Source organism: Pseudomonas sp. MWU12-2037 (genome assembly GCF_023242345.1).
Lineage (GTDB): Bacteria > Pseudomonadota > Gammaproteobacteria > Pseudomonadales > Pseudomonadaceae > Aquipseudomonas > Aquipseudomonas gingeri_D.
Genome location: NZ_JALLIZ010000021.1, coordinates 99,478 through 122,916 on the forward strand (window position 1 = coordinate 99,478; position 23,439 = coordinate 122,916).

Here is a 23,439-nt window from a genome sequence, read left to right on the forward strand (position 1 = left end):
GTCCCCTGTAGGAGCCGGCTTGCTGGCGATAGCGGTTATCCAGGCAACAACGATGTCGGCTACCAGATCGCATCGCCAGCAAGCCGGCTCCTACAAGGTAGTGTCGTGTTCTCGGGAACTAGAGCGCCGATGCCGTCTGTGCCACCAGCGAGACCTGCGGCAACCCGAGGAACCGGCACAGCTCATCGCGCTTGGCCAGCGCATCACGACGCCCCAGCTCGATCAACTCGCTGCAATAAGACGCCTCGAACAGCAGGTAACTCAGCACCCCGGCGCCACTGGTCCGGGTCGCCCCCGGCCCGCGCAGGAAAAAGCGCAACGCCGCCGGCAACTCATGACGATGGCGCGCGGCGATTTCATCGATCGGCTGGCTCGGTGCGATCACCAGCACATCCACCGGCGCCAGGCCCAGGCTGCGCGGTTGTGTCGGCAACATCCGACTGAACTGATTCAAGCGCTGCAACAACTCGATATCGCTTTCCAGGCTGTCGATAAACGTACTGTTGAGCATATGCCCGCCAATCTGCGCCAGGCTCGGTTGCTGTCCGCTATACGTCCGCTCCGTGGCGGTGTCGACACCCCGCGGGTTGCCACTGACCCCCACCACCAACACCCGGGTCGCCCCCAGATGCAGCGCCGGACTGATGGGCGCCGACTGACGCACCGCACCGTCACCGAAGTACTCCTGGTCCAGCTTGACCGGGGCAAACAGCAGCGGGATCGCCGAACTCGCCAGCAAGTGCTCCACCGTCAGCCGGGTCGGCACGCCAACCCGGCGATGGCGCAACCAGGAGTCGATAGCGCCCTTGCCCTGATAAAAGGTCACCGCCTGGCCGGACTCATAACCAAACGCGGTCACCGCCACGGCGTGCAACTGCTGTTGCTCGATGGCGTGGTCGATACCCGGAAGATGCAGTTTGTCATTGAGCAGGTCGCGCAAGGGCGAGCTGTCGAGCAACGCCACCGGTACTTGCGCACCCATGCCCAACAGGCTGTGACCGACAAAACGGCTGGCCTGGCGTATCACACCCGGCCAATCGCTACGCAGCACCAGATGGCTGCGAAACCCTTGCCAGAACGCGGTCAGGCGCTCGATCGAGGCGGTGAAATCCATCGCCCCGCTGGCCAGGCTGACCGCATTGATCGCCCCGGCCGAAGTGCCGACGATCACCGGAAAGGGATTAGGCGCCCCCTCGGGCAAGAGCTCGGCAATCGCCGCCAGCACCCCCACCTGATAGGCCGCGCGCGCGCCCCCTCCAGAGAGAATCAGGCCGGTGACCGGTTCAGCTGGGCTCATCGCGACACTCCATTAATCAGTAACATCCTGATACACCACGCCTGCCCCCCGCCGCAACACCCGGAGGGTTTTATCGGCGTTTTGGATAGAGTTTGGGCTCACCCGGCGGCCGGCTCTTGAAACGGCGATGGGCCCAGAGGTACTGCTCCGGGCATTCGCGCAGCGCCACCTCGACCCATTGATTGATCCGCAGGCAGTCAGCCTCTTCGGTTTCCCCTGGGAAGTCCGTCAGCGGTGGATGAATCACCAGTCGATAACCACTGCCGTCGGCCAGGCGCTGCTGGGTGAACGGCACCACCAGCGCCTTGCCCAGGCGGGCGAACTTGCTGGTGGCGGTAACCGTGGCCGCCTGGATACCGAACAATGGCACAAACACGCTCTGCTTGATCCCGTAGTCCTGGTCCGGCGCGTACCAGATCGCCCGACCGGCGCGCAGCAACTTGAGCATGCCACGCACATCGTCGCGCTCGACCGCCAGGGAATCGAGGTTGTGCCGCTCACGACCACGGCGCTGGATAAAATCGAACAGCGCATTGCTGTGCTCGCGGTACATGCCGTCGATGGTATGGCGCTGGCCGAGCAAGGCCGCGCCGATCTCCAGGGTGGTGAAATGCAGGGCCATCAGGATCACGCCCTTGCCCTCACGCTGAGCGTTCTGCAGATGTTCGAGGCCTTCGATATGAGCCAGCCGTGCCAGGCGCGGCTTGGACCACCACCAGCTCATGGCCATTTCGAAAAAGGCGATCCCGGTGGACGCGAGATTTTTCCGCAGCAGTTGGTCGCGCTCGGCGTCGGACAACGCCGGAAAACACAATTGCAGATTACGCGCGGCAATGGTCCGTCGGTCGGCGGACACCCGATACATCACCGCCCCGAGAAAACGTCCCAGCCACAACAGGAGCCCATAGGGCAACTGGACAATCAGCCACAGCAAGCCCAACCCCAGCCATAGCAGCCAGTAGCGGGGATGAAGAAAAGCAGCTCGAAAACGCGGGCGATCCATGGGTGATTCCGGACAGACAACAAGGCCGCGCATTCTACAACGGTTCGCGGCGGCTTGCGGCCCGAGGGCGTTCTCGTTATAAGTCTCGGCACTTTTAGTGACAAGCTGCGTTATCCCGACCATGAGCCAAACCGAACTGCTAGACCAGGATCCCGTGTTCCAGCTGAAGGGCAGTATGCTCGCCATCACGGTGCTGGAGCTGGCGCAGAACAACCTCGATGCCCTCGATCGGCAACTGGCGGCCAAGGTCGCCCAGGCCCCGAACTTCTTCAGCAATACCCCACTGGTGCTGGCGCTGGACAAACTGCCGGACGGCCAGGGCCCCATCGACCTGCCCGGGCTGATGCGCGTCTGCCGCCAGCATGGCCTGCGCACCCTGGCGATCCGCGCCAACCGCATCGAAGACATTGCCGCCGCGATTGCCATTGACCTGCCGGTACTGCCGCCGTCCGGCGCCCGCGAACGGCCGGTCGACCCGACTGAAGGCCTGGAAAAGAAAAAACCGGAAAAACCACCCGAGCCGACCATCAAACCGACGAAGATCATCACCTCGCCGGTACGCGGCGGCCAGCAGATCTACGCCCAGGGCGGCGACCTGGTGGTGATCTCTTCCGTCAGCCCCGGCGCGGAACTTCTCGCCGATGGCAACATCCATGTTTATGGCCCCATGCGCGGTCGCGCCCTGGCCGGCATCAAGGGCGATACCAAGGCGCGGATTTTCTGCCAGCAACTGAGTGCCGAACTGATCTCCATCGCCGGCCAGTACAAGGTTTCCGAGGATTTGCGCCGCGATCCCTTGTGGGGCACCGCTGTTCAGGTCAGCTTGTCGGGCGACGTGTTGAACATCATCCGGCTTTAACGGATACTTGCCGCCATTTCCAAAATGTCACCTTCTCGTAGCGAAAACAGCTCGAACGGTGTGGGAAATCGCGAAAGGTAAGAATAACCCGAGGCTCTTCAGACTTTTCCTCGATTTCCAACCGACGCTACACGACTACAGTTATTTTTTAGTGACGTTCTTCAGGGGCTGAAAGTCCTTTTTTCCTTTAGGGGTGATACACCTTGGCCAAGATTCTCGTGGTTACATCCGGCAAGGGTGGTGTGGGTAAGACCACCACCAGCGCCGCCATCGGTACCGGCCTCGCGCTGCGGGGCCACAAGACAGTGATCGTCGACTTCGACGTCGGCCTGCGTAACCTCGACCTGATCATGGGCTGCGAGCGTCGCGTGGTGTATGACTTCGTCAACGTCGTCCAGGGCGAAGCCAACCTGCAGCAAGCCCTGATCAAGGACAAGCGCCTGGAAAACCTCTACGTGCTGGCCGCCAGCCAGACCCGGGACAAGGACGCGCTGACCAAGGAAGGCGTGGAAAAGGTCCTGATGGCCCTCAAGGAAGATTTCGAGTTCGTCGTCTGCGACTCCCCGGCCGGTATCGAGACCGGTGCCCACCTGGCCATGTACTTCGCCGACGAAGCCATCGTCGTGACCAACCCCGAAGTGTCCTCGGTGCGTGACTCCGACCGTATGCTCGGCCTGCTGGCGAGCAAATCGCGCCGCGCCGAGAACAACGAAGAGCCGATCAAGGAACACCTGCTGCTGACCCGCTACAACCCCGAGCGCGTCAGCAACGGCGAGATGCTCGGCGTCGAAGACGTCAAGGACATCCTCGCGGTGACCCTGCTGGGCGTGATCCCCGAATCCCAGGCGGTGCTCAAGGCCTCCAACCAGGGCGTGCCGGTGATTCTCGACGACCAGAGCGATGCGGGCCAGGCCTACAGCGACGCGGTCGACCGCCTGCTGGGCAAGACCGTGGAACATCGCTTCCTCGATGTGAAGAAGAAAGGACTCTTCGAGCGCCTGTTTGGAGGCAACTAAGCAATGAACCTTTTTGACTTCTTTCGTGCCAGCAAAAAAGTAAGCACCGCGTCGGTCGCGAAAGAGCGTCTGCAGATCATCGTGGCGCACGAACGCGGCCAACGCAGCACCCCGGATTACCTGCCGGCCTTGCAGAAGGAACTGGTGGAGGTCATCCGCAAGTACGTCAATATCGGGTCCGACGACGTGCACGTGGCGCTGGAAAACCAGGGCAGCTGCTCGATCCTGGAACTCAATATCACCCTGCCCGATCGTTGATCGATCCGGCCGGAGCCACGGCGGCCCGGGACCTGGCCTTTCTGTAGGAGCGAGCTTGCTCGCGATGGACGTCAACGATAACGCGGGGCAGCTGATGCCCAGCGGTGTCCCGGCTACCATCGCGAGCAAGCTCGCTCCTACAGGAGGCTAGGCCTCGGGTCGCCGTTGGCGTTTGTTACGAGACTGTTTTAATGCCGCTGTCCAATATCCATATCCTCCATCAGGATGCCGCCGTACTGGTGGTGAACAAGCCGACCCTGTTGCTCTCCGTCCCTGGCCGGGCCGATGACAACAAGGACTGCCTGATTACCCGCCTGCAGGAAAACGGCTACCCCGAAGCCCGTATCGTCCATCGCCTGGACTGGGAAACCTCGGGGATCATCCTGCTGGCCCGCGACCCGGACAGCCACCGCGAACTGTCGCGCCAGTTCCACGACCGGGAAACCGAAAAGGCCTACACCGCACTCTGCTGGGGCCAACCGGAACTGGACAGCGGCAGCATCGACCTGCCCCTGCGCTACGACCCGCCGACCAAGCCGCGCCACGTGGTCGACCACGAGTTCGGCAAGCACGCGCTGACCTTCTGGAAAGTCCTGGAGCGTTGCGGCGACTGGTGCCGGGTGGAACTGACCCCGATCACCGGGCGTTCGCACCAACTGCGGGTGCATATGCTGTCCATCGGTCACCCGTTGCTGGGCGATGGTTTGTACGCCCATCCACAGGCCCTGGCCGCCTGGCCACGGCTGTGCCTGCACGCCAGCATGCTGGGTTTCACCCACCCGCAAAGCGGCGAACGCCTGCGCTTCGAGTGCCCGGCCCCCTTCTGAGTGTGTGGGAACCCTCCGCAAATACGGTAAACTCTTGGCACTGCTGTCTGGAGCTACTTATGCGCGAAGAGTTGAACCAAGGCCTGATCGACTTCCTCAAGGCCTCCCCTACCCCGTTCCATGCCACTTCCAGCCTGGTTCAGCGCCTGGAAGCGGCGGGTTACCAGCGTCTCGACGAGCGCGAGACCTGGCACACCGAGGCCAACGGTCGCTACTACGTCACCCGCAATGACTCTTCGATTGTCGCCATCAAGCTCGGCCGTGCCTCGCCGCTGCTGGGCGGCATCCGCCTGGTCGGCGCCCACACCGACAGCCCGTGCCTGCGGGTCAAGCCGCAGCCGGAACTGCAACGCCAGGGCTTCTGGCAACTGGGTGTCGAAGTCTACGGCGGCGCCCTGCTCGCCCCCTGGTTCGACCGCGACCTGTCCCTGGCCGGACGCGTGACCTTCCGCCGCGACGGCAAGGTCGAGAGCCAACTGATCGACTTCAAGTTGCCCATCGCCATCATCCCCAACCTGGCGATCCACCTCAATCGCGAGGCCAACCAGGGCTGGGCGATCAACGCGCAGAACGAGCTGCCGCCGATCCTCGCGCAGTTCGCCGGTGATGAGCGGGTCGACTTCCGCGCCGTGCTCACCGAGCAACTGGCCCGCGAACACGGCCTCAATGCCGACGTGGTGCTCGATTACGAGCTGAGTTTCTACGACACCCAGGCCGCCGCGGTCATCGGCCTGAACGGCGACTTTATCGCCGGTGCGCGCCTGGACAACCTGCTGTCCTGCTACGCCGGCCTGCAAGCGCTGCTCACCGCCGACAGCGAAGAAACCTGCGTGCTGGTCTGCAACGACCATGAGGAAGTCGGTTCCTGCTCCGCCTGCGGCGCCGACGGCCCGATGCTGGAACAGACCCTGCGCCGCCTGCTGCCCGAAGGCGACGAGTTCGTACGGACCATCCAGAAATCCCTGCTGGTCTCGGCGGACAATGCCCACGGTGTACACCCCAACTATGCCGACAAGCACGACGCCAACCACGGTCCGAAGCTCAATGCCGGGCCGGTGATCAAGGTCAACAGCAACCAGCGCTACGCCACCAACAGCGAAACCGCCGGGTTCTTCCGTCATCTGTGCATGGCCGAGGAAGTGCCGGTGCAAAGCTTCGTGGTGCGCAGCGACATGGGTTGCGGCTCGACCATCGGCCCGATCACCGCCAGCCACCTGGGGGTGCGTACGGTGGACATCGGCCTGCCGACCTTCGCCATGCACTCGATCCGCGAACTGGCCGGCAGCCATGACCTGGCGCACCTGGTGAAAGTGTTGAGCGCGTTCTACGCCAGCCGCGAGTTGCCATAGAACCCGAGAGCGACACAACACCTGTAGGAGCAGGGCTTGCCCGCGAAGAACGATAACGCGGTTACCCTGATACACCGCGGCGTCCTTGCGATTCGCGGGCAAGCCCTGCTCCTACAGTTCAGCGTTATCCTCCAGGTCTGATACACACCCGCCAAACCGACCTAGACTCAAGGTATCCCCCTCGATCAGGTCGTTGTCATGATCACGCCCTTCGCTTTCCACACCATGCTGATTCCCATCCTGGGTGGCATGCTGATGTTGGCCGTCGGTTTCAACTTTCGCGAGCGCAACGCCGGGGTCCTGCTGATCTGGGTCGGGATGCTGTTCATCCTCGGCACCGTGGTCTACAAGATCCTCGCCCAGTTGACCGATTAAATGCATTGGCCCCACGGCTGACGTACACTTCGTCGACCCGTATCGTCCATGGTTGACTGCCCAGTGTTTGCCCGCCTTCTCGCCTTGCCCGTCGTTTTATTCATCTGTCTGCTGAGCCTCCTGCCATCGGTCAGCGCCGACGCAGCCGGCCTGCCGAGCCTGCTGGCCAGCGCGGAAAAAACCCAGCCGGTCCCCAGCGAGCCCCTGGCGCAATCCCTGGATGAGGTAATCAAGAACCTGGAGAACGACCAGCAACGCGCCAAGCTGCTGAGCGACCTGAAGAAGCTGCGCGACAGCACCAGGAAAGCCCAACCGGCCACCGAAGAAGGCGTGCTGGGGCTGATCGGCAGCACCCTCGCCGGCTTCGAAAAACAGTTTTCCGGTGACGACAGCCCCCTCAGTCGCTGGTCGGAAGAATTCGACCTGGCCAAGGGTGAACTGATGGACCTGACGCTGCCCGCTAGCGAGTGGGTGCCGATGGTCTTCGCCTTCGCCCTGATCCTTGCGCTCTGGAGCTTCCTCGCCTGGGCCATGATCTGGCTCGGGCGCCAGGTGCGCCTGCGCTTCGGCCTCAGCGAGGAGTTGCCACAACACCCGCGCACCGTCGACCTGCTGCGCTTCGCCCTGCGCAAGCTCGGGCCCTGGCTGATCGCCCTGCTCATCACCGTGTACATGAGCTACGCCCTGCCCTCGTCCCTGGGCAAGAACCTGGCGATGGTGCTGGCCTACGCCCTGGTGGTCGGCACCCTGTTCTCGGCCATCTGCGTGATCGCCTTCTCCGTGCTCGACGGCCAGCATCGCCATCAGGCCCTGTACATCCTCCGCCGCCGGGCCTTTCGGCCGCTGTGGCTGATCGGCAGCTTCGCCGCCTTTGGCGAGGCCCTCAGCGACCCACGGATGATCGCCAGCCTCGGCAGCCACCTGGCCCACACCGCCGCGACCTTCGCCAATGTCATGGCGGCGCTGTCCACTGGACTGTTCATCGTGCGGTTCCGCCGCCCCATCGCCCACCTGATCCGCAACCAGCCGCTGTCCCGGCGCCTGAACCGCCGCGCCCTGAGCGACACCCTGGCGATCCTCGGCACCTTCTGGTTCGTCCCGGCGCTGATCCTGGTGGCGATCTCGCTGTTCGCCACCTTCATCTCGGCCGGCGACACCAGCACGGCCCTGCGCCAGTCGCTGATCTGCACCGTGCTGGTGGTGTTGTGCATGGTGATCAACGGGTTGGTGCGCCGCCACGCCCTCAAGCCCCATCGCGGCCACAAGCGCCATGCCCTGTACTCCGAGCGCCTGAACAACTTCGGCTACACCCTGGTGCACCTGGCGGTGTGGCTGGTGTTTATCGAACTGGGCCTGCGGGTCTGGGGCATGTCGCTGATCGGCTTCACCGAGGGCGAGGGGCATGAGGTCAGCGTCAGGCTGTTCAGCCTCGGCGGCACGCTGATCTTCGCCTGGCTGGTGTGGATTCTCAGCGACACCGCCGTGCATCATGCCCTGACCCGTTCGCGCAAAGGCCTGGCCAATGCCCGGGCGCAGACCATGATGCCGCTGATCCGCAACGTGCTGTTCGTGGCGATCTTCATCATTGCGCTGATCGTCGCCCTGGCGAACATGGGCATGAACGTCACGCCCCTGCTGGCCGGTGCCGGTGTGATCGGTTTGGCGATCGGCTTTGGTGCGCAGTCGCTGGTGGCGGACCTGATCACCGGCCTGTTCATCATTATCGAGGACTCCCTGGCCATCGACGACTACGTCGACGTCGGCGGCCACCTCGGCACGGTGGAGGGGCTGACCATCCGCACGGTGCGGCTGCGGGATATCGACGGGATCGTCCACACCATTCCGTTCAGCGAGATCAAGAGCATCAAGAACTACTCGCGGGAGTTCGGCTACGCGATCTTCCGGGTGGCGATCCCGTTCAACATGCCCATCGACAACGCGATCAAGCTGATGCGCGATGTCGGCCAGAAGATGCGCAGCGACCCGTTGCAACGGCGCAATATCTGGTCGCCGCTGGAGATCCAGGGGGTAGAGAGTTTCGAGTCCGGCAGCGCGATCCTGCGTGCCCGCTTCAAGACCGCGCCGATCCGGCAGTGGGAGGTTTCCCGGGCCTTCAACCTGGCGCTCAAGCGCACCATGGATGAGGCCGGACTGGACCTGGCGACCCCGCGCTTGAGTGTGCAGGTGGTGACCGCCGGTGGCGGTCCGGAAACGGAAGCCGCACCGAAATCCTGAGCGCCACGAACCTGTAGGAGCGAGCTTGCTCGCTCCTACAGGGGGGAATAGCTAAACCACATCCACCCCGACATGAATCGCATCATGTCGCCAGAACTCCAGATCGCAGTCGATCAGCCGTTCATGCTGGTCATAGTTGACCCGGGCAATCCGCAAGCCCGGGCTCCCCACCGACACCCGCAACGCCGCGGCCGCCTCGACCTGCAGTGACGTCGGCACAATCTCGAACCTGACCCGCCCGTAATGCAGGTCGTAATGCCGGGCGTACAGCTCGGTGATCGACTGGTTCAAATCAAACTCCAGAATCCCCGGGAAATACTGCGGATTGAGGTAATGCTCGACATACAGCACCAGCCGCTCATCGATCCGCCGCGCCCGGCAGATCTGGATCACGCTGGACAAGGCCGGCAACTGCAACCAGTCACACACCGCCGCCGACGCCGGCTGCAAACGCGCCGAAATCACCTGGGTCGACGGCACCCGCCCCTGGGCACTGACCATTGCGTGAAAGTGGCTACGCTGCATCAGGTTATAGGCCAGGCGCGGCGGCGAAATAAACCAGCCCCGGCGCTCCTCGCGATAGATCAGCCCCTGGGCCTCCAGTTGCAACAAGGCCTCACGCACGGTGATCCGGGTGGTACCGAACAACTCACTGAGTTTGCGCTCGGCGGGCAATTTGCTACCCGGTGGCAACAAGCCGTGTCCGATCTGCTCATGCAGGGCCTGACCGATGGCTGTCACCGCCTTTGGAGCCTCTTCACGCATCAACGTTACCTATCTGGACTAGACCAGCACTGTTTTAGGGCACAACCGCACGGGATCGCGGTCTCCAGTTGTAATGCCCAGCCTAGGCAATACAGATGACTGATATGTGACAAAGCGACGAAACGGTGCACGTGGACGGTCGTTCCATAATGATCAAACCCTTTAATATCAGCTAGTTAACCATGGTCTACGCTTAACGGGGTGGTCATGAACACCACCGATAAAAAACCTTGCAGGACTGATGCCGACATCAAAGTGTCATCCAGCAAGCTTAAATTGGCTCAGGTATTGCTGACCTAGACCAAACGATTCAAACCACCGCACTACTTTTTATAAAAATCGCCGCGTTGAAAACGCCCAAAGGAGCTTCGGATGAAACAGCTTTTCCTGGCATCACTGTTAGGCTCGACCATTGCCCTGTGCACCTCGGCCATGGCTGCTGGCACCGATTTGAAAGCACTGGAAACCGCCGCCAAGCAAGAAGGCGCCGTCAACAGCGTCGGCATGCCCGATGACTGGGCGAACTGGGCCGGCACCTGGAAAGACCTGAGCGACAAGTACGGCCTCAAGCACATCGACACCGACATGAGCTCGGCCCAGGAAGTGGCCAAGTTCGCCGCCGAGAAAGACAACGCCAGCGCCGATATCGGCGACGTCGGTGCCGCCTTCGGCCCGATCGCGGTCAAGCAGGGCGTGACCCAACCCTACAAGCCAAGCACCTGGGAACAGGTTCCGGCCTGGGCGAAGGACAAGGACGGCAACTGGGCACTGGCCTACACCGGCACCATCGCGTTCATCGTCAACAAGAAGCTGCTGCACGGCTCCGAAGCGCCGAAAAGCTGGTCTGACCTCAAGACCGGTAAATACAAGGTTTCCATCGGTGACGTGAGCACCGCCGCCCAGGCCGCCAACGGCGTACTGGCCGCTGCCCTGGCCAACGGTGGTGACGAGAAGAACATCCAGCCCGCGCTGCTGATGTTTGCCGAGATCGCCAAGCAGGGTCGCCTGTCGCTCGCCAACCCGACCATCGCCACCATGGAAAAGGGTGAAGTCGAAGTCGGCGTGGTCTGGGACTTCAACGGCCTGAGCTACAAGGCCAAGATGGCCAACCCGGATGACTACGTGGTGCTGATTCCATCGGACGGTTCGGTGATCTCCGGCTACACCACCATCATCAACAAATACGCCAAGCACCCGAACGCGGCCAAACTGGCGCGTGAGTACATCTTCAGCGACGCCGGCCAGATCAACCTGGCGCGCGGCAACGCCCGTCCGATCCGTGCCGAACACCTGACCCTGCCGGAAGACGTGAAGGCCAAGCTGCTGCCTAACGAGCAGTACAAGAAAGTCACGCCGATCAAAGACGCCGATGCATGGGAAAAAACTTCCAAGGCACTGCCGCAGAAGTGGCAGGAAGAAGTCATCATCAACATGCAATAACCCACAACCATTGTTCCCGCACGATAGCGGGAACAATGGGCTCCCCTGTAGGAGCGAGCTTGCTCGCGAGGGTCGCCGGTACACCGCGGGGCATCAGGTTTCCCGCGTTATCGTTGACGTCCATCGCGAGCAAGCTCGCTCCTACCGGGGGAGGTTGATATTCCCCTTCATGACGAGGCCCGGTCTATGCCGCACAACGTTATCCTGGTCGTGCTCGATGGCCTGAACTATGAGGTCGCCCGCCATGCCATGGGCCATCTCCAGGCTTACGCAGGCGCAGGACGCGCGGCGCTGTACAAACTGGAATGCGAGTTGCCCTCGCTCTCAAGACCGCTCTACGAATGCATTCTGACCGGTGTGGCTCCGATCCGGAGCGGCATCGTGCACAACCACGTCTCGCGCCTGTCCAACCAGCGCAGCGTGTTCCATTACGCCCGCGACGCCGGCCTGAGCACCGCCGCGGCGGCCTATCACTGGGTCAGCGAGCTGTACAACCGCACGCCCTTCGTCGCCGCCCGTGACCGGCACACCCGGGATGAAAACCTGGCGATCCAGCACGGCCATTTCTACTGGGTCGACCACTACCCCGATTCCCATCTGTTCGCCGATGCCGAAAGCCTGCGCCTGCAACACGCGCCGAACTTCCTGCTGGTGCACCCGATGAACATCGACGACGCCGGTCACAAGCACGGCCTCGACACCGCGCAATACCGCAACAGCGCGCGTTCCGCCGACATCATCCTGGCCGACTACCTGCAAGGCTGGCTCGACGCCGGCTACCAGGTGCTGGTGACCGCCGACCACGGCATGAACAACGACCGCTCGCACAACGGCCTGCTGGCCGAAGAACGCGAAGTGCCGCTGTTCGTCCTCGGCGATGCCTTCAGTTTCAACCCCGACGCCACGCCCCTACAGACGCAGCTCTGCGGCACGATCTGCGAGCTGCTGGGCGTCCCCCATGACAAACCTGTATGCCGGGAGTTGTTGAAGTGAATTCACTCACCCGTGGCAAATGGCTCGCCGTGCTCTGCCTGGTGCCCTTTGCCCTGTTCTTTATCGTGTTCGAGATCGCGCCGCTGGTGTGGGTGCTGATCAACAGCGTGCAGTCGGAAGACGACGGCTGGGGCCTGGCCAACTTCAGCAAGATCTTCAGCTCGAAGTTCTACCTGCAGGCGATCCAGTACAGCCTGGAAATCAGCTTCTGGTCCAGCGTGTTCGGCATGCTGATCGCCGTGCTCGGGGCCTACTCCCTGCGCCGGGTCGACTCGCGCCTGCGGGACTTCGTCAACTCATTCGCCAACATGACCAGCAACTTCGCAGGCGTGCCGCTGGCCTTTGCGTTCATCATCCTGCTGGGCTTCAACGGCACCTTCACCATCATGCTGAAACAGGCCGGGATCATTCAGGATTTCAACCTGTACTCGAAAACCGGCCTGATCATTCTCTACACCTACTTCCAGATTCCCCTCGGCGTGCTGTTGCTCTACCCGGCCTTCGACGCCCTGCGCGAAGACTGGCGCGAGTCCGCCGCGCTGCTCGGCGCCGACGGCTGGCAGTTCTGGCGGCATATCGGCCTGCCGGTGCTGACCCCGGCACTGCTGGGCACCTTCGTCATCCTGCTGGCCAACGCCCTCGGCGCCTACGCCACGGTGTATGCCCTGACCACCGGCAACTTCAACGTGTTGCCGATCCGTATTGCCGCCATGGTCTCCGGCGACATCAGCCTCGACCCGAACATGGCCAGTGCCCTGGCGGTGGTGCTGGTGGGCCTGATGACCTTCGTGACCGTGATCCACCAGTGGCTGTTGAAAAGGAGCTACCATGTCGCGCGCTGAACCCGGCTCCGCCGCCCTGTACCACCGCGGGGTGGTCTACCTGCTGTTCCTGATCCTGCTGCTGCCGCTGGCCGGCACCCTGGTCTACTCCCTGGCCAGCAGTTGGTCGGCGACCATCCTGCCCGCCGGTTTCACCTTCAAGTGGTACCTGCAACTGTGGAGCGACCCGCGCTTCCTCAATGCCTTCGGCCAGTCGCTGATCGTCTGCGTCGGCTCCCTGGTGTTGTCGGTGGTGCTGATCCTGCCGCTGCTGTTCGTGGTGCACTACCACTTCCCCAAGCTCGACGCGCTGATGAACATCCTCATCCTGCTGCCCTTCGCGGTGCCGCCGGTGGTGTCCTCGGTGGGCCTGTTGCAGCTCTACGGTTCCGGACCGTTCGCCATGGTCGGCACGCCGTGGATCCTGATCGGTTGCTACTTCACCGTGGCCTTGCCGTTCATGTACCGGGCGATCACCAACAACCTGCAGGCGATCAACCTGCGCGACCTGATGGACGCCGCCCACCTGCTCGGTGCCAGCACCTGGCAGGCAGCGTTCCTGGTGGTGCTGCCGAATCTGCGCAAGGGCCTGATGGTCGCGCTGCTGCTGTCGTTCTCCTTCCTGTTCGGCGAGTTCGTGTTCGCCAACATCCTGGTCGGTACCCGCTATGAAACCCTGCAGGTGTACCTGAACAACATGCGCAACAGCAGCGGCCACTTCACCAGTGCCCTCGTGATCTCCTACTTCCTCTTCGTGCTGGTGCTCACCTGGGTCGCCAACCGCCTGAACAAGGACAAAAGCCAATGAGCTTCATCAGTGTCCAGAACCTGAAAAAAACCTACGCCGGCACCACGGTGTTCAGTGATATCAACTGCGAAATCGCCAAGGGTGAATTCGTCACCCTGCTCGGCCCGTCCGGTTGCGGCAAGTCGACCCTGCTGCGTTGCATCGCCGGCCTGACCTCGGTGGACGGCGGCAAGATCCTCCTCGACGGCCAGGACATCGTCCCGTTGAGCCCGCAGAAACGCGCGATCGGCATGGTGTTCCAGAGCTACGCATTGTTCCCCAACATGACCGTGGAACAGAACGTCGCCTTCGGCCTGAAGATGCAGAAGGTCAATGCCGACGACAGCCACAAGCGCGTCATGGAAGCCCTCAGGCTGGTGGAGCTGCACGACTTCGCCGCGCGCTACCCGCACCAGTTGTCCGGCGGCCAATGCCAGCGCGTGGCCCTGGCCCGCTCCCTGGTCACCCGCCCGCGCCTGCTGTTGCTCGATGAGCCGCTGTCGGCCCTCGATGCACGGATTCGCAAACACCTGCGCGAGCAGATCCGGGCGATCCAGCGCGAGCTGGGCCTGACCACCATTTTCGTCACCCATGACCAGGAAGAAGCCCTGACCATGAGTGACCGGATCTTCCTGATGAACCAGGGCAAGATCGTCCAGAGCGGCGACGCCGAATCCCTCTACACCGCTCCGGTGGACGTGTTTGCCGCCGGCTTTATCGGCAACTACAACCTGCTCGACGCCGACGCGGCCAGCCGCCTGCTGCAACGGCCGATCAACAGCCGCATCGCCATTCGCCCGGAAGCCATCGAACTGCGTGCCGAGGGTGAACTGGACGCGCTGATTCGCGGTCACAGCTTGCTGGGCAACGTGATTCGTTACCGGGTCGAGGCCCGGGGCGTGGAACTGGTGGTGGACGTGCTCAACCGCTCGGCCGCCGACCTGCACCCCGAAGGCCGGCGTTTGTCGCTGTCTATCGATCCGAGTGCCCTGTGTGAGGTAGCCTGATGTCCTTAGAGCGTTTGAAGAGAGAGCAGTACTGATGGCCCTGGCAATTTTTGATCTGGACGACACCCTGATCCACGGCGACTGCGCCACGCTCTGGAGCGAGCAGATGGTTCGCCTGGGTTGGGTCGACCCGGAGACGTTCATGCAGCGCAACAATGAGCTGATGGACGCCTACGGCAAGGGTGAACTGGCCATGGAAGACTACATGCTGTTCAGCCTGGAGCCGATAGCCGGGCGCACCCCGGAAGAAATCGCCCACCTGGTCGGGCCCTGGGTCGAAGACGTGATCGAGCCGCTGATCTACAGCGACGCCTGCAAGGCGATTGCCGCCCACCGCGCGGCGGGTGACCGGATCCTGGTGATCTCGGCGTCGGGCATCCACCTGGTCAAGGCGATTGCCGAGCGCGTCGGCATCGACGAAGTGCTGGGCATCGACCTCGACATCCTGCATGGCGTCTACACCGGCCACACCGTCGGCACCCTCACCTACCGCGAAGGCAAGATCGTGCGCTTGATGGAATGGCTGGATGCCGAAGGCGAGAACCTGGAAGGCGCGAGTTTCTATTCGGATTCACGCAATGATCTGCCGTTGTTGCTCAAGGTGGATCATCCCCATGTGGTCAATCCCGATCCGGTGCTGCGGGCGCAGGCGGAAAAGGCCGGGTGGCCGGTTCACGTCTGGAGCTGAGGCAGGGCAAGGGTTAATGCCCGTCAGTCAAACACGCTGTCAAGCCTGGCTAAGACGTGTGGCGAGCGGGCTTGCCCGCGTTCGGCTGCGAAGCAGTCGCAAAACCTGTGATTGCGCTCTGCCTGACACAATGAAGTCGCTGATTTTAGGGCCGCTTCGCAGCCCAACGCGGGCAAGCCCGCTCGCCACAAGTCTGCGTTCAACTTCAAATTGCCTTGACTGAACGGCACCAGGGCAAGCCCGCGCGATAAAAAACTGCGTCTGCTGTCAGACATGACCATCCGACCAATGGTACGCATTTCCCTCCTTGACCTGTCATTTCTGACAGTAGACACCGCCCCCTATCCGCAGGTTAATACCTCCAGCATCTACGGCCTTTCTGACTTCGCAGTGCTCTCTCCTTTCAACCGGCACAAGAAGATAAACACATGAAAACCCGATACCTGATGACGGTATTTATTCTTCTGCTAGTGGGCTGTGCGCTGTCTCCGCTCCCGGAATCGAACCGCTCGCTCAACCCTGCTTATTCACGCAGTGGTGAAGAGACTGCCAGAAGCCTGACTATGGCCTATCACAATACCGCCGCCAACTGCGGAACGCCGACCACCCCGGCCTTCCTCTGCTCGGGCGTGATATTACGAATCACCACCACCAGTGACAATTTCGACCCTTGGAATCACAGCGATTTTTCACTAAAAACCGACGCGGTCTCTTTTTCTTTTTTGAGAGCCGATGCGAAACTCGCTCGCACGCCTTGGGGTGGGGCCAACGGCTTTATTTTCTACCCTTACTTCAGTACCCCCGTCGAAAAAATCAAACCTGAAGTGATCTGTTATTTCCCGCTCGACGGCGCCACATTTTATCGGGATGCACCTGGGCAGTATGGATGCCGGGACAGCATTGTTCCTCCGCATGTTTTTCCTGACAGCACGCCGTGTCGGGAGCAAAACATTATCACTGCCGAGCAGTGGGTGACCCACTATTACGGGGTCCCTCAAGATAGAACCTCGCACTCCTGTGCCTTCATAGTCGCCAATATCTTGGGCGCTGAAGCGGTACAGGCCTTCAATCAAGCCATTCGGGTACGCTCACTGATACCCACTGAAGCCTTTGCCGATCACAATGAACTGCGCATCAAAGCCTGGCCTGAGACTCAGCCCGCAATATTACCGATTGAAGCCTTCTTCTATACCGACACCGGGCTGGCAAATGCACGAATCGACCAGAAGAAATTTTATGACCGAACCCGGGGCATCGTCGTCCCCATCATTCGTCTCACCTTACCTGGCACCCCCTTGGAGGACGCCACGTTTACCTACAACGTAGCGGACCAGGCAGTACTTCCTGGCACACCGAAAAAACTCGAGCCCTAGTTACCCGAGGCTTACTAACGCGGCGGGCAACTAGCTGAAATCAAGACGGAACTCCAGCGGGTGAGCCGTGGGAGCGGCCAACGCCTTCATGATCAATCCTTGAGGCTTGCTCCAAGCCAGCCGAGGCAATGGGACATCCGCACGCCTATAGGAGAACGAAACGCCATTTCGCTCTATTGAACCTGGGCTCGGACTCCAACCCCCTCGACGCAGGGTGCAATTCGGTAGGGTCCGTTCTCAGAAAACCCCTTTCGGGAGTTGGATGAACATGATGCGTGTCGAATATTATCTGAGTCACGTCATGAAAATGACATCACTTATAATCCTCACACTCGCTTTGTTATCGGGCTGTACGGTTCAGTCGCCGACGTTACCCGCGAATATTCAGAGCTATAACGCCAATGAGCGCGCGGGCGCGGAAACCGCCCGACAGTTGACTGAGCGCTATAACGACAGGGCCGCTAATTGCGGTTCCGCCAGCTTGGCGGCCTTTCTATGCTCAGGCATTATTTTCAGGGCGACCAAAGCAGGCAGTTATCACGCCTGGGATCCAAGCCCGCCCTCTCAAATAAGCGGTGGCGTTTCGTTTTCCTACTTACGGGCCGATTCAAAATATAACAAGTTAGCCTTCGGCTACAATAATGGGTTTATTTTTTACCCTCCGCTCCGGCGCCCGGAGGGAAAAGTAAATGTTCAAGTACTCTGCCTATTCCCCCTCGATGCCGACACCGACAACAGACCGAATAAGCAAGGCTGCGATTACAATACGAATATCGCCGATCCCAGCAGCAGTCGAGAGTGCCAGGACCAAGGCATCACGACCGCCGCGCAGTGGCAGGCACATTATCTAAGCGTCCCTGCAGAGCCTCGCAGACGACACCAATGTGGCTTTAATGTCAGGTCGGGGCTGGGCACAGGCGCGGTGAGCGCATTCAATGCCGGCCTGCAAGCCATGGCATTGAATGCCGCAGAGTCGTTCACCGTACAAAATGAACTGAGGCTGGCCACCTGGTCTCAGGGTATCGGAAACACGCTTCCACTCGAGGCCTTTTTCTATTTTGGCAGCGGATTGGCGACTGCACGGCATGACCAACAGGACTTTTATAACGAGACAGGTGGGCTTGTCGCCCCTATCATTTTACTCACCTTACCGACGACTCAGTCGGGCAACGCCACCTTTGCCTACCGAGCAGAAGATCAAGCGGTATTGCCCGGCACACCGACAAAACTCAAACCCAAGGTCCCCAAAGCCTATAACGCGGCGGGAGATCATCTGAAAATCAGCGATATCTACACCGATGACCACGTGGATGTGGAGATCCCTCAATACACGGGCATGCACGCCACCGATACCATCAGGGTGCGCTGGCAGGGCCGGGTCGGCTATAACAGTGAGATTACCGAAGTCGGTAATCCACCCGGAAAAAGATTGATCCCGATTCCTCGCCTGGAGGTCATCGACAATGTCGGCCGAACGGTCGAGGTCGGATACTCCGTCAAGGAAAAAGGGGTCGGCGACACAATAGAGTCTGAAAGACTGACACTGCATATCGACCCTCAAGCGATTCATCCGCTTCCAGCCCCCACGTACGCCGCCTCGACCTATAAGGTGACCGTGAATTATGGCGGACAGACCGGTTATAACGTCAGGGTTCGCTGGACAGGCACCACCACTCGCGACACTGAAACACAGGCGGTGACCACCGGCCAATCCAATACCTTTGATATCCCCACTGCCTGGATCACCGAAAATCGCGGCAAGACCGTGCTGATCAACTATTCGATCGTACGCACGAACAGTAGCGAACAACGGATGTTCTCTCAGGTGCTCAGGGTCAATTTTTGAATCACATCACTCATCAAGCCCCCACTGCGTATCACGCGATGGGGGCCCCATGATGTTGAGAGACGCGAGCCTTCAGAGCGGAACCCGAAGCACCCAGGAAAACATCCGATCCCCTGTATTGTCCGAGCGTTTTATCGAATAGTTGACCAGCACGGTCTTGCCGCGATTTTCGGTGATCCAGGCATTGTCGATGGCAAAGGTATTGGGTTGACCGACCACGACATTTTGTACAGCGGTGTCACGAGTGGTTACGCCCATCCAACGAACACCGACCGTATAACCGGCTTGTCCGACATTAACGGTCACAGTTGAACCCGAATAAGTAGGCGGCGGTAATGTCACGGCCTGAGGGTCGACATGCAGTGTCAATTTTTCAGACTCTATCGTATCGCCGACCCCTTTTTCCTTGACGGAGTATCCGACGTCAACCGTTCGGCCAATATTGTCGATGACCTCCATCCGCGGAATAGGGATCAGTCTTTTTCCTGGTGGGTTGCCCACGGTGGTAATCGCCCCGCTGTAACTGACTCGGCCCTCCCAACGCGGCTTGAGGGTGTCGTCTTTGTCCATCCCGGTATAGTGCGGAACTTCGAGGTTGACGATATCGTCCGTGTAGATATCCGCCATCCTGAGCCATTGCTCGTTTCCAGCTGTTCTATAGGCTTTGGGGACTGAAGGCCGGGGTTTGGTCGGCTTGGGTAATATGGCCTGATCCGCAGCGTTATAACTGAATGTCGCGTTGTCTGCCTGCGTCGCTGGAAGCGTCAGGCGGATGATCGGTACAACCAGACCATTCGTGCGGTCATGGTATTTTTGCTGGTCTATTCGAGCATTGTCCAAACCGCTGTCCGAACCGATCACGGTGTAGAAAAACGCTTCGATCGGCAGGACGGCAGGTTGATTCTCAGGCCATGCCTTGATCCGAAGTTCATTGTGATCAGCAAAGGCTGTCGCCCCCATCAATCCTCTGACGCGAATGGCTTGATTGAAGGCCTGAACAGCCTCTGCATTCAACTCATTTCTGACCATGAAAGAACACGAATACGCATTCGGCCTGGCGCTTCCCGCAGGGTTTCGATAATGCGCGATCCATTCTTCGGCCGTGGTGATATTTTGTTCGCGACAAGGTCGACTGACTTCAGGGTAGGGGTAGGTAATGATACTGTCACGGCAACCGAACTGCCCCGGTGCGGTTCGATAAAAGGTGGCACCGTCCAGGGGAAAATAACAGATGACCTCAGGTCTGATTTTATCGCTGGGAGCAGAAAAATAAGGGTAGAAGATAAGGCCATTAGCCCTCCCCCAAGGCGTGCGCACAAACTTCGTATCAACCCTCAAAAACGAAAACGATACCGCATCCGTTTCCCTCGAAAAGTCGCTATGCTCCCAAGGGTCATAATTCGGGCTGGTTTTCGTTATTCTCAAGATAACACCCGAACACAGAAAAGCGGGCGTGGTCGACGATCCGCAATTGGCAGCGGTGTTATTGTACTGCCTTGTCAAGTTTGCAGCCGTTTCCTCACCACTGCGTTGATTAATATTCGCCGTCGTAACGTTCGTCGCCTGAAACGTAGAAGACGTGCAGCCGACGAGGAAGGCGATCATCAGACCGGCCAAGTGTATTTTTCTCATTGTGAACACCCTTGTCTTCGAACAGAAGATCTGTAATGACAGAGGTCAACAACCGAGACAGGGAGAGCCCGAAGGCCCTCCCACGCTCGACAAGCGCTATTGATTGCTCGTTTAAAAGTGCAACCTCAACACCTGCGAAAACATCAGGAGATCAGTTGTACCGGTACGGTGGACCGTATAGTTAACCAGCACCGTTGTGCCCTGGTTCTCGCTGATCCAGGCAGCAGGCACATCAAACTGATAGGCCTGCCCCGTTGTCAGATCGACTTCAGGTCCGTCGTGAACGACAACACCCGTCCATCGAATCCTGATTTTGTAACCGGTCCTTATATCGGCATGGCTCACGGTGATTCTTCTGTTCGCACTGGAGTATACCGGCGCCGGTAAATTCAAAGCCTGGGCATCGATATGCAGCGTCGTGCGCACCGATTCCAATGTCTCGCTGGTGGCGGTTTCCTTCACGCTGTAACCCACCTGGACCGAGCGACCGATATTGTCGACCACTTCCAACCTGGGCACCCGCAGCCGCCTGGGTCCCGGATTAGGTCCCACCGGGACAATCGCGCCGTCGTGATAGTCGACCCGACCTTCCCAGCGGACCTTGAGCGTATGGATAGGGTCCATGCCGGTGTAATGCGGGACTTCGACCTCCAGGTAATCGTCATAGTAGATATCACTCATGCGGATGCGATCATTCGCCGGCGGGTTATAGGCCTTGGGTATCGACGGTCTGCGCAGATTCAGCCGTACCGTGAAACTGCGGGTGGCCGAAGGCGGAAGTCCACTGCCATAAAGCGCCTCGACATGCAGACTATGGGGGCCTGACAACAATCGATTCACCGGGTATTGCCAATTGCCATTGGCGGGAACATTGACGACACCCAGTAATTGACGGCCATCAAACACGTTGAGTCTCTCGTTACCCTGGGCCCTGCCATGCAAGGTCACGTTCGGCCATTCCGTGGTCGTGTTATTCGCAATCTCGGCCCCATTCCCGTCCTTAACGTTGTCCAGGGTCGGTGCGACACTCGCCCGAACGGTAAAACGCCGTTCGGACGACTCCGCGCCGGTGCCGTAAAGCGCCTTGGCCTTGAGGATATAGAGCTTGTAGGCAAGCCCGCTGATCACCACGCGCCAGATACCGGTAGTGGGATCCGCCGTGGCCGGTATGCTGATGGGAACGGGGTTGCCGGTATCGTAGAGTTGGACCTGCTCGCCCTTGATCGCCGTACCGATGACGGTGACGCTCGTTTCACTCGTGCTCCCGCCCGGTGCAATGCTGCCCTTGGAGTCACGGATATCGCTGATGATCGGTTCACCCCCAGAGGTCGCACCGATGGTCAGCTCACGTACCAGCGAGCGTTGAATCGGAGAGCCCGTACGCTTGATGTAATAGTCGGTGTTTACCGTGCCGTTCAAGTTACCGATCACATACTGAAACGGTACGACAAAGGGGTAGGGTCTACCGGCCGAGCCTGAGCTTAGCGGAGGTGTCTCTTGATCCGGTGGACTGCTGATCGAACCTCTCCAGCGCAACCCGATAATGTCATTCACCAGTGTGCCTGTGTAAGGCACCACGACATCGGCCCCGATGCTCGGATTCACATCGTCCGGATTCAGGACGTCGTTATTGGCCTGGATAACGTCGGGTTTGTCCAGGTCGGGCTGACCGCTACCGACGGACAAGGTCAACTCCTGTGATTTACGTTGGCTATTGATCCAGTAGTAAACGGTGAGCGAACCGCCATCGAGTCGCTTGATTTCATTCTTGTCCACATTACGCAGAACCGGATCGCCATTCGGTTCATTACTCACATACGCGTTAATGTCGAAACCGGTGGGGTTGTTGCTGGCGTCAAGTCCTTCAAACACGATGTAGAGGTGATCCCCGGGCTGGCGCCCTGGGTAATAGGGCACTGAAATGGTGTAGAAATTCAGGTCCGGGTCCAGCACGCTGCCACTCGACTCCACAAAACTCGGGCGTTCGGGCAAGGCAATGTCCCCCACCACCGTGACGTTGGCATTTTTCGACGGGCGATCCGCCACACCGCTCCTGACCCGCAGGTAAGACACCGACGCCCGTCCCTTGGCAATCGCCTCCACGTATTCGTAGGGGATGGGAAAGTCGTACTGGAAAGGGATGAATTCGACGGTCCTGTCGAGAGGGCCGACGATCACCGGCGTATTGCCCTGGGCCGGTGTGCCGACCCAGGTCAGGCGCAGGGTATCGCCGACGGCATGATCGGTTGCATTGACGTACACCCGGCAAATGACATCGGCCCCCGCCAACTGTTCGAGGTCAATCTCTCGGACGGGACGATCGTTGACCAGCACCTGCGGCGCATCGAGCCAGTCTCCGCCCAGGTCGACCTGCACGGTGGTAATCGCGGACCAGGGTTCACGCTCATCGGGATAGTTGTTGCAGACATCCACCACCTGATAAGCGATGTCGATCTGACCGTCTTGAGCGGCCTCGATGACCGTTCTGTCGATATGGATCGGGATGTCCGTGTCCACCTCGTCCGGTTGGACGGTGTGCTCCACGATCACTCGCCCCCAGGCCAGGCGGATACGGTCATTTTTACGCATGAATTCGTAATGGAGAATGGTGATATCCACCCCGGCATCGGCTTCAATCGGTCCGACGCCATTGTCGATAATCTCTTGTGGAACCTCATAAAGCAGACCTGAATGGCCGGGAATCGACGGGGTATCGTCGTAGCCGCCGGGGCGGTCAAGCTTGACGAACAACCTCAGCCGCCTTGAGTCCTCGTGAGTTTGCCCTGGGACGGTCACCCGGTAGAACACCGGGTCGGCATCGCCCCTGACGATAAAGCCCTTACTGATTGTAAAGAACAGCTGCTCGTG

At 60.2% G+C, this 23,439-nt stretch carries 19 protein-coding genes and 1 pseudogene; 15 read left to right on the top strand and 5 right to left on the bottom strand.

The annotated features are described in order from the left end of the window. Window positions 1–118 precede the first annotated feature (118 nt). Window positions 119–1,297 (bottom strand): patatin-like phospholipase family protein, encoded by a 1,179-nt coding sequence (locus M5B42_RS27495; RefSeq protein ID WP_103498751.1) that lies wholly within the window; start codon window positions 1,295–1,297, stop codon window positions 119–121. Window positions 1,298–1,367: 70 nt separating this feature from the next. Then, a complete protein-coding gene (locus tag M5B42_RS27500; protein WP_152737193.1) occupies window positions 1,368–2,300 on the bottom strand; it encodes a lipid A biosynthesis lauroyl acyltransferase in 933 nt (310 codons plus the stop codon). 121 nt (window positions 2,301–2,421) lie between these two features. On the opposite strand from M5B42_RS27500, the gene minC reads away from it, so the two are divergent. The 7 genes from minC to M5B42_RS27535 all read left to right on the top strand — a co-directional run bounded on the left by minC (window position 2,422) and on the right by M5B42_RS27535 (window position 9,219). Next, complete coding sequence (gene minC / locus M5B42_RS27505; RefSeq protein ID WP_248747572.1) at window positions 2,422–3,159, top strand: septum site-determining protein MinC; 738 nt, start codon at window positions 2,422–2,424, stop codon at window positions 3,157–3,159. 203 nt (window positions 3,160–3,362) lie between these two features. Continuing rightward, a complete protein-coding gene (gene minD / locus M5B42_RS27510; RefSeq protein ID WP_100940886.1) occupies window positions 3,363–4,175 on the top strand; it encodes a septum site-determining protein MinD in 813 nt (270 codons plus the stop codon). 3 nt (window positions 4,176–4,178) lie between these two features. Further along, window positions 4,179–4,433 (top strand): cell division topological specificity factor MinE, encoded by a 255-nt coding sequence (minE, locus tag M5B42_RS27515; RefSeq protein ID WP_007898843.1) that lies wholly within the window; start codon window positions 4,179–4,181, stop codon window positions 4,431–4,433. Between the two features lie 191 nt (window positions 4,434–4,624). Then, a complete protein-coding gene (locus tag M5B42_RS27520; RefSeq protein WP_248747573.1) occupies window positions 4,625–5,260 on the top strand; it encodes an RluA family pseudouridine synthase in 636 nt (211 codons plus the stop codon). Between the two features lie 59 nt (window positions 5,261–5,319). Then, a complete protein-coding gene (locus tag M5B42_RS27525; protein ID WP_100940888.1) occupies window positions 5,320–6,609 on the top strand; it encodes a M18 family aminopeptidase in 1,290 nt (429 codons plus the stop codon). Window positions 6,610–6,807: 198 nt separating this feature from the next. After that, window positions 6,808–6,984, top strand: coding sequence for a hypothetical protein (locus M5B42_RS27530; protein WP_178129737.1), 177 nt, complete (start codon window positions 6,808–6,810; stop codon window positions 6,982–6,984). Window positions 6,985–7,047: 63 nt separating this feature from the next. Continuing rightward, complete coding sequence (locus M5B42_RS27535) at window positions 7,048–9,219, top strand: mechanosensitive ion channel domain-containing protein (protein WP_248747584.1); 2,172 nt, start codon at window positions 7,048–7,050, stop codon at window positions 9,217–9,219. Window positions 9,220–9,270: 51 nt separating this feature from the next. On the opposite strand, the gene M5B42_RS27540 is transcribed toward M5B42_RS27535, so the two are convergent. Continuing rightward, window positions 9,271–9,984: a UTRA domain-containing protein gene (locus M5B42_RS27540; protein ID WP_103499359.1), complete on the bottom strand. Its 714-nt coding sequence runs from the start codon at window positions 9,982–9,984 to the stop codon at window positions 9,271–9,273. A 372-nt stretch (window positions 9,985–10,356) separates the two neighbouring features. Between M5B42_RS27540 and M5B42_RS27545 the strand changes: the two genes are divergently transcribed. From M5B42_RS27545 to M5B42_RS27580, 8 genes are all read left to right on the top strand, one after another. Then, complete coding sequence (locus tag M5B42_RS27545) at window positions 10,357–11,424, top strand: ABC transporter substrate-binding protein (protein WP_103499360.1); 1,068 nt, start codon at window positions 10,357–10,359, stop codon at window positions 11,422–11,424. A gap of 186 nt (window positions 11,425–11,610) precedes the next feature. Then, the gene (locus M5B42_RS27550; protein ID WP_152737198.1) at window positions 11,611–12,417 is read left to right on the top strand and encodes an alkaline phosphatase family protein; all 807 of its coding nucleotides are present in this window, start codon (window positions 11,611–11,613) and stop codon (window positions 12,415–12,417) included. Further along, the gene (locus tag M5B42_RS27555) at window positions 12,396–13,259 is read left to right on the top strand and encodes an ABC transporter permease subunit (protein WP_248747574.1); all 864 of its coding nucleotides are present in this window, start codon (window positions 12,396–12,398) and stop codon (window positions 13,257–13,259) included. Before M5B42_RS27550 ends, M5B42_RS27555 begins: the two co-directional genes overlap by 22 nt. Beyond that, window positions 13,246–14,046, top strand: coding sequence for an ABC transporter permease (locus tag M5B42_RS27560; RefSeq protein WP_248747575.1), 801 nt, complete (start codon window positions 13,246–13,248; stop codon window positions 14,044–14,046). The genes M5B42_RS27555 and M5B42_RS27560 overlap by 14 nt, the downstream gene beginning before the upstream one ends. Next, a complete protein-coding gene (locus tag M5B42_RS27565; protein WP_103499153.1) occupies window positions 14,043–15,032 on the top strand; it encodes an ABC transporter ATP-binding protein in 990 nt (329 codons plus the stop codon). Before M5B42_RS27560 ends, M5B42_RS27565 begins: the two co-directional genes overlap by 4 nt. Before the next feature lie 34 nt (window positions 15,033–15,066). Further along, window positions 15,067–15,720 carry an HAD family hydrolase gene (locus M5B42_RS27570; RefSeq protein WP_248747576.1) on the top strand — a complete coding sequence of 218 codons (654 nt, stop codon included), beginning with the start codon at window positions 15,067–15,069 and terminating at the stop codon, window positions 15,718–15,720. A gap of 428 nt (window positions 15,721–16,148) precedes the next feature. Continuing rightward, entirely contained in the window at window positions 16,149–17,093 is a 945-nt protein-coding gene (locus M5B42_RS27575) for a hypothetical protein (RefSeq protein ID WP_248747577.1), read from the top strand. 268 nt (window positions 17,094–17,361) lie between these two features. Further along, entirely contained in the window at window positions 17,362–18,939 is a 1,578-nt protein-coding gene (locus M5B42_RS27580; RefSeq protein ID WP_248747578.1) for a hypothetical protein, read from the top strand. Between the two features lie 72 nt (window positions 18,940–19,011). Here the strand turns inward: M5B42_RS27580 and M5B42_RS27585 are convergent, their stop codons facing one another. Together M5B42_RS27585 and M5B42_RS27590 are read right to left on the bottom strand one after the other, a co-directional pair. Beyond that, window positions 19,012–20,556 carry a hypothetical protein gene (locus M5B42_RS27585; RefSeq protein WP_248747579.1) on the bottom strand — a complete coding sequence of 515 codons (1,545 nt, stop codon included), beginning with the start codon at window positions 20,554–20,556 and terminating at the stop codon, window positions 19,012–19,014. Window positions 20,557–20,682: 126 nt separating this feature from the next. After that, window positions 20,683–23,439, bottom strand: a pseudogene (locus M5B42_RS27590) (hypothetical protein); the annotation flags it as partial.

Bases quoted from the DNA above. Each gene is read 5' to 3' on its own strand.
- M5B42_RS27555 (WP_248747574.1), top strand. From the start codon at position 12,396: ATGCCGGGAGTTGTTGAAGTGAATTCACTCACCCGTGGCAAATGGCTC.
- M5B42_RS27495 (WP_103498751.1), bottom strand. From the start codon at position 1,297: ATGAGCCCAGCTGAACCGGTCACCGGCCTGATTCTCTCTGGAGGGGGC.
- M5B42_RS27525 (WP_100940888.1), top strand. From the start codon at position 5,320: ATGCGCGAAGAGTTGAACCAAGGCCTGATCGACTTCCTCAAGGCCTCC.
- M5B42_RS27530 (WP_178129737.1), top strand. From the start codon at position 6,808: ATGATCACGCCCTTCGCTTTCCACACCATGCTGATTCCCATCCTGGGT.
- M5B42_RS27540 (WP_103499359.1), bottom strand. From the start codon at position 9,984: ATGCGTGAAGAGGCTCCAAAGGCGGTGACAGCCATCGGTCAGGCCCTG.
- M5B42_RS27565 (WP_103499153.1), top strand. From the start codon at position 14,043: ATGAGCTTCATCAGTGTCCAGAACCTGAAAAAAACCTACGCCGGCACC.
- M5B42_RS27545 (WP_103499360.1), top strand. From the start codon at position 10,357: ATGAAACAGCTTTTCCTGGCATCACTGTTAGGCTCGACCATTGCCCTG.
- M5B42_RS27560 (WP_248747575.1), top strand. From the start codon at position 13,246: ATGTCGCGCGCTGAACCCGGCTCCGCCGCCCTGTACCACCGCGGGGTG.
- M5B42_RS27550 (WP_152737198.1), top strand. From the start codon at position 11,611: ATGCCGCACAACGTTATCCTGGTCGTGCTCGATGGCCTGAACTATGAG.
- M5B42_RS27570 (WP_248747576.1), top strand. From the start codon at position 15,067: ATGGCCCTGGCAATTTTTGATCTGGACGACACCCTGATCCACGGCGAC.
- M5B42_RS27575 (WP_248747577.1), top strand. From the start codon at position 16,149: ATGAAAACCCGATACCTGATGACGGTATTTATTCTTCTGCTAGTGGGC.
- M5B42_RS27500 (WP_152737193.1), bottom strand. From the start codon at position 2,300: ATGGATCGCCCGCGTTTTCGAGCTGCTTTTCTTCATCCCCGCTACTGG.
- M5B42_RS27580 (WP_248747578.1), top strand. From the start codon at position 17,362: ATGATGCGTGTCGAATATTATCTGAGTCACGTCATGAAAATGACATCA.
- M5B42_RS27520 (WP_248747573.1), top strand. From the start codon at position 4,625: ATGCCGCTGTCCAATATCCATATCCTCCATCAGGATGCCGCCGTACTG.
- minC (WP_248747572.1), top strand. From the start codon at position 2,422: ATGAGCCAAACCGAACTGCTAGACCAGGATCCCGTGTTCCAGCTGAAG.
- minE (WP_007898843.1), top strand. From the start codon at position 4,179: ATGAACCTTTTTGACTTCTTTCGTGCCAGCAAAAAAGTAAGCACCGCG.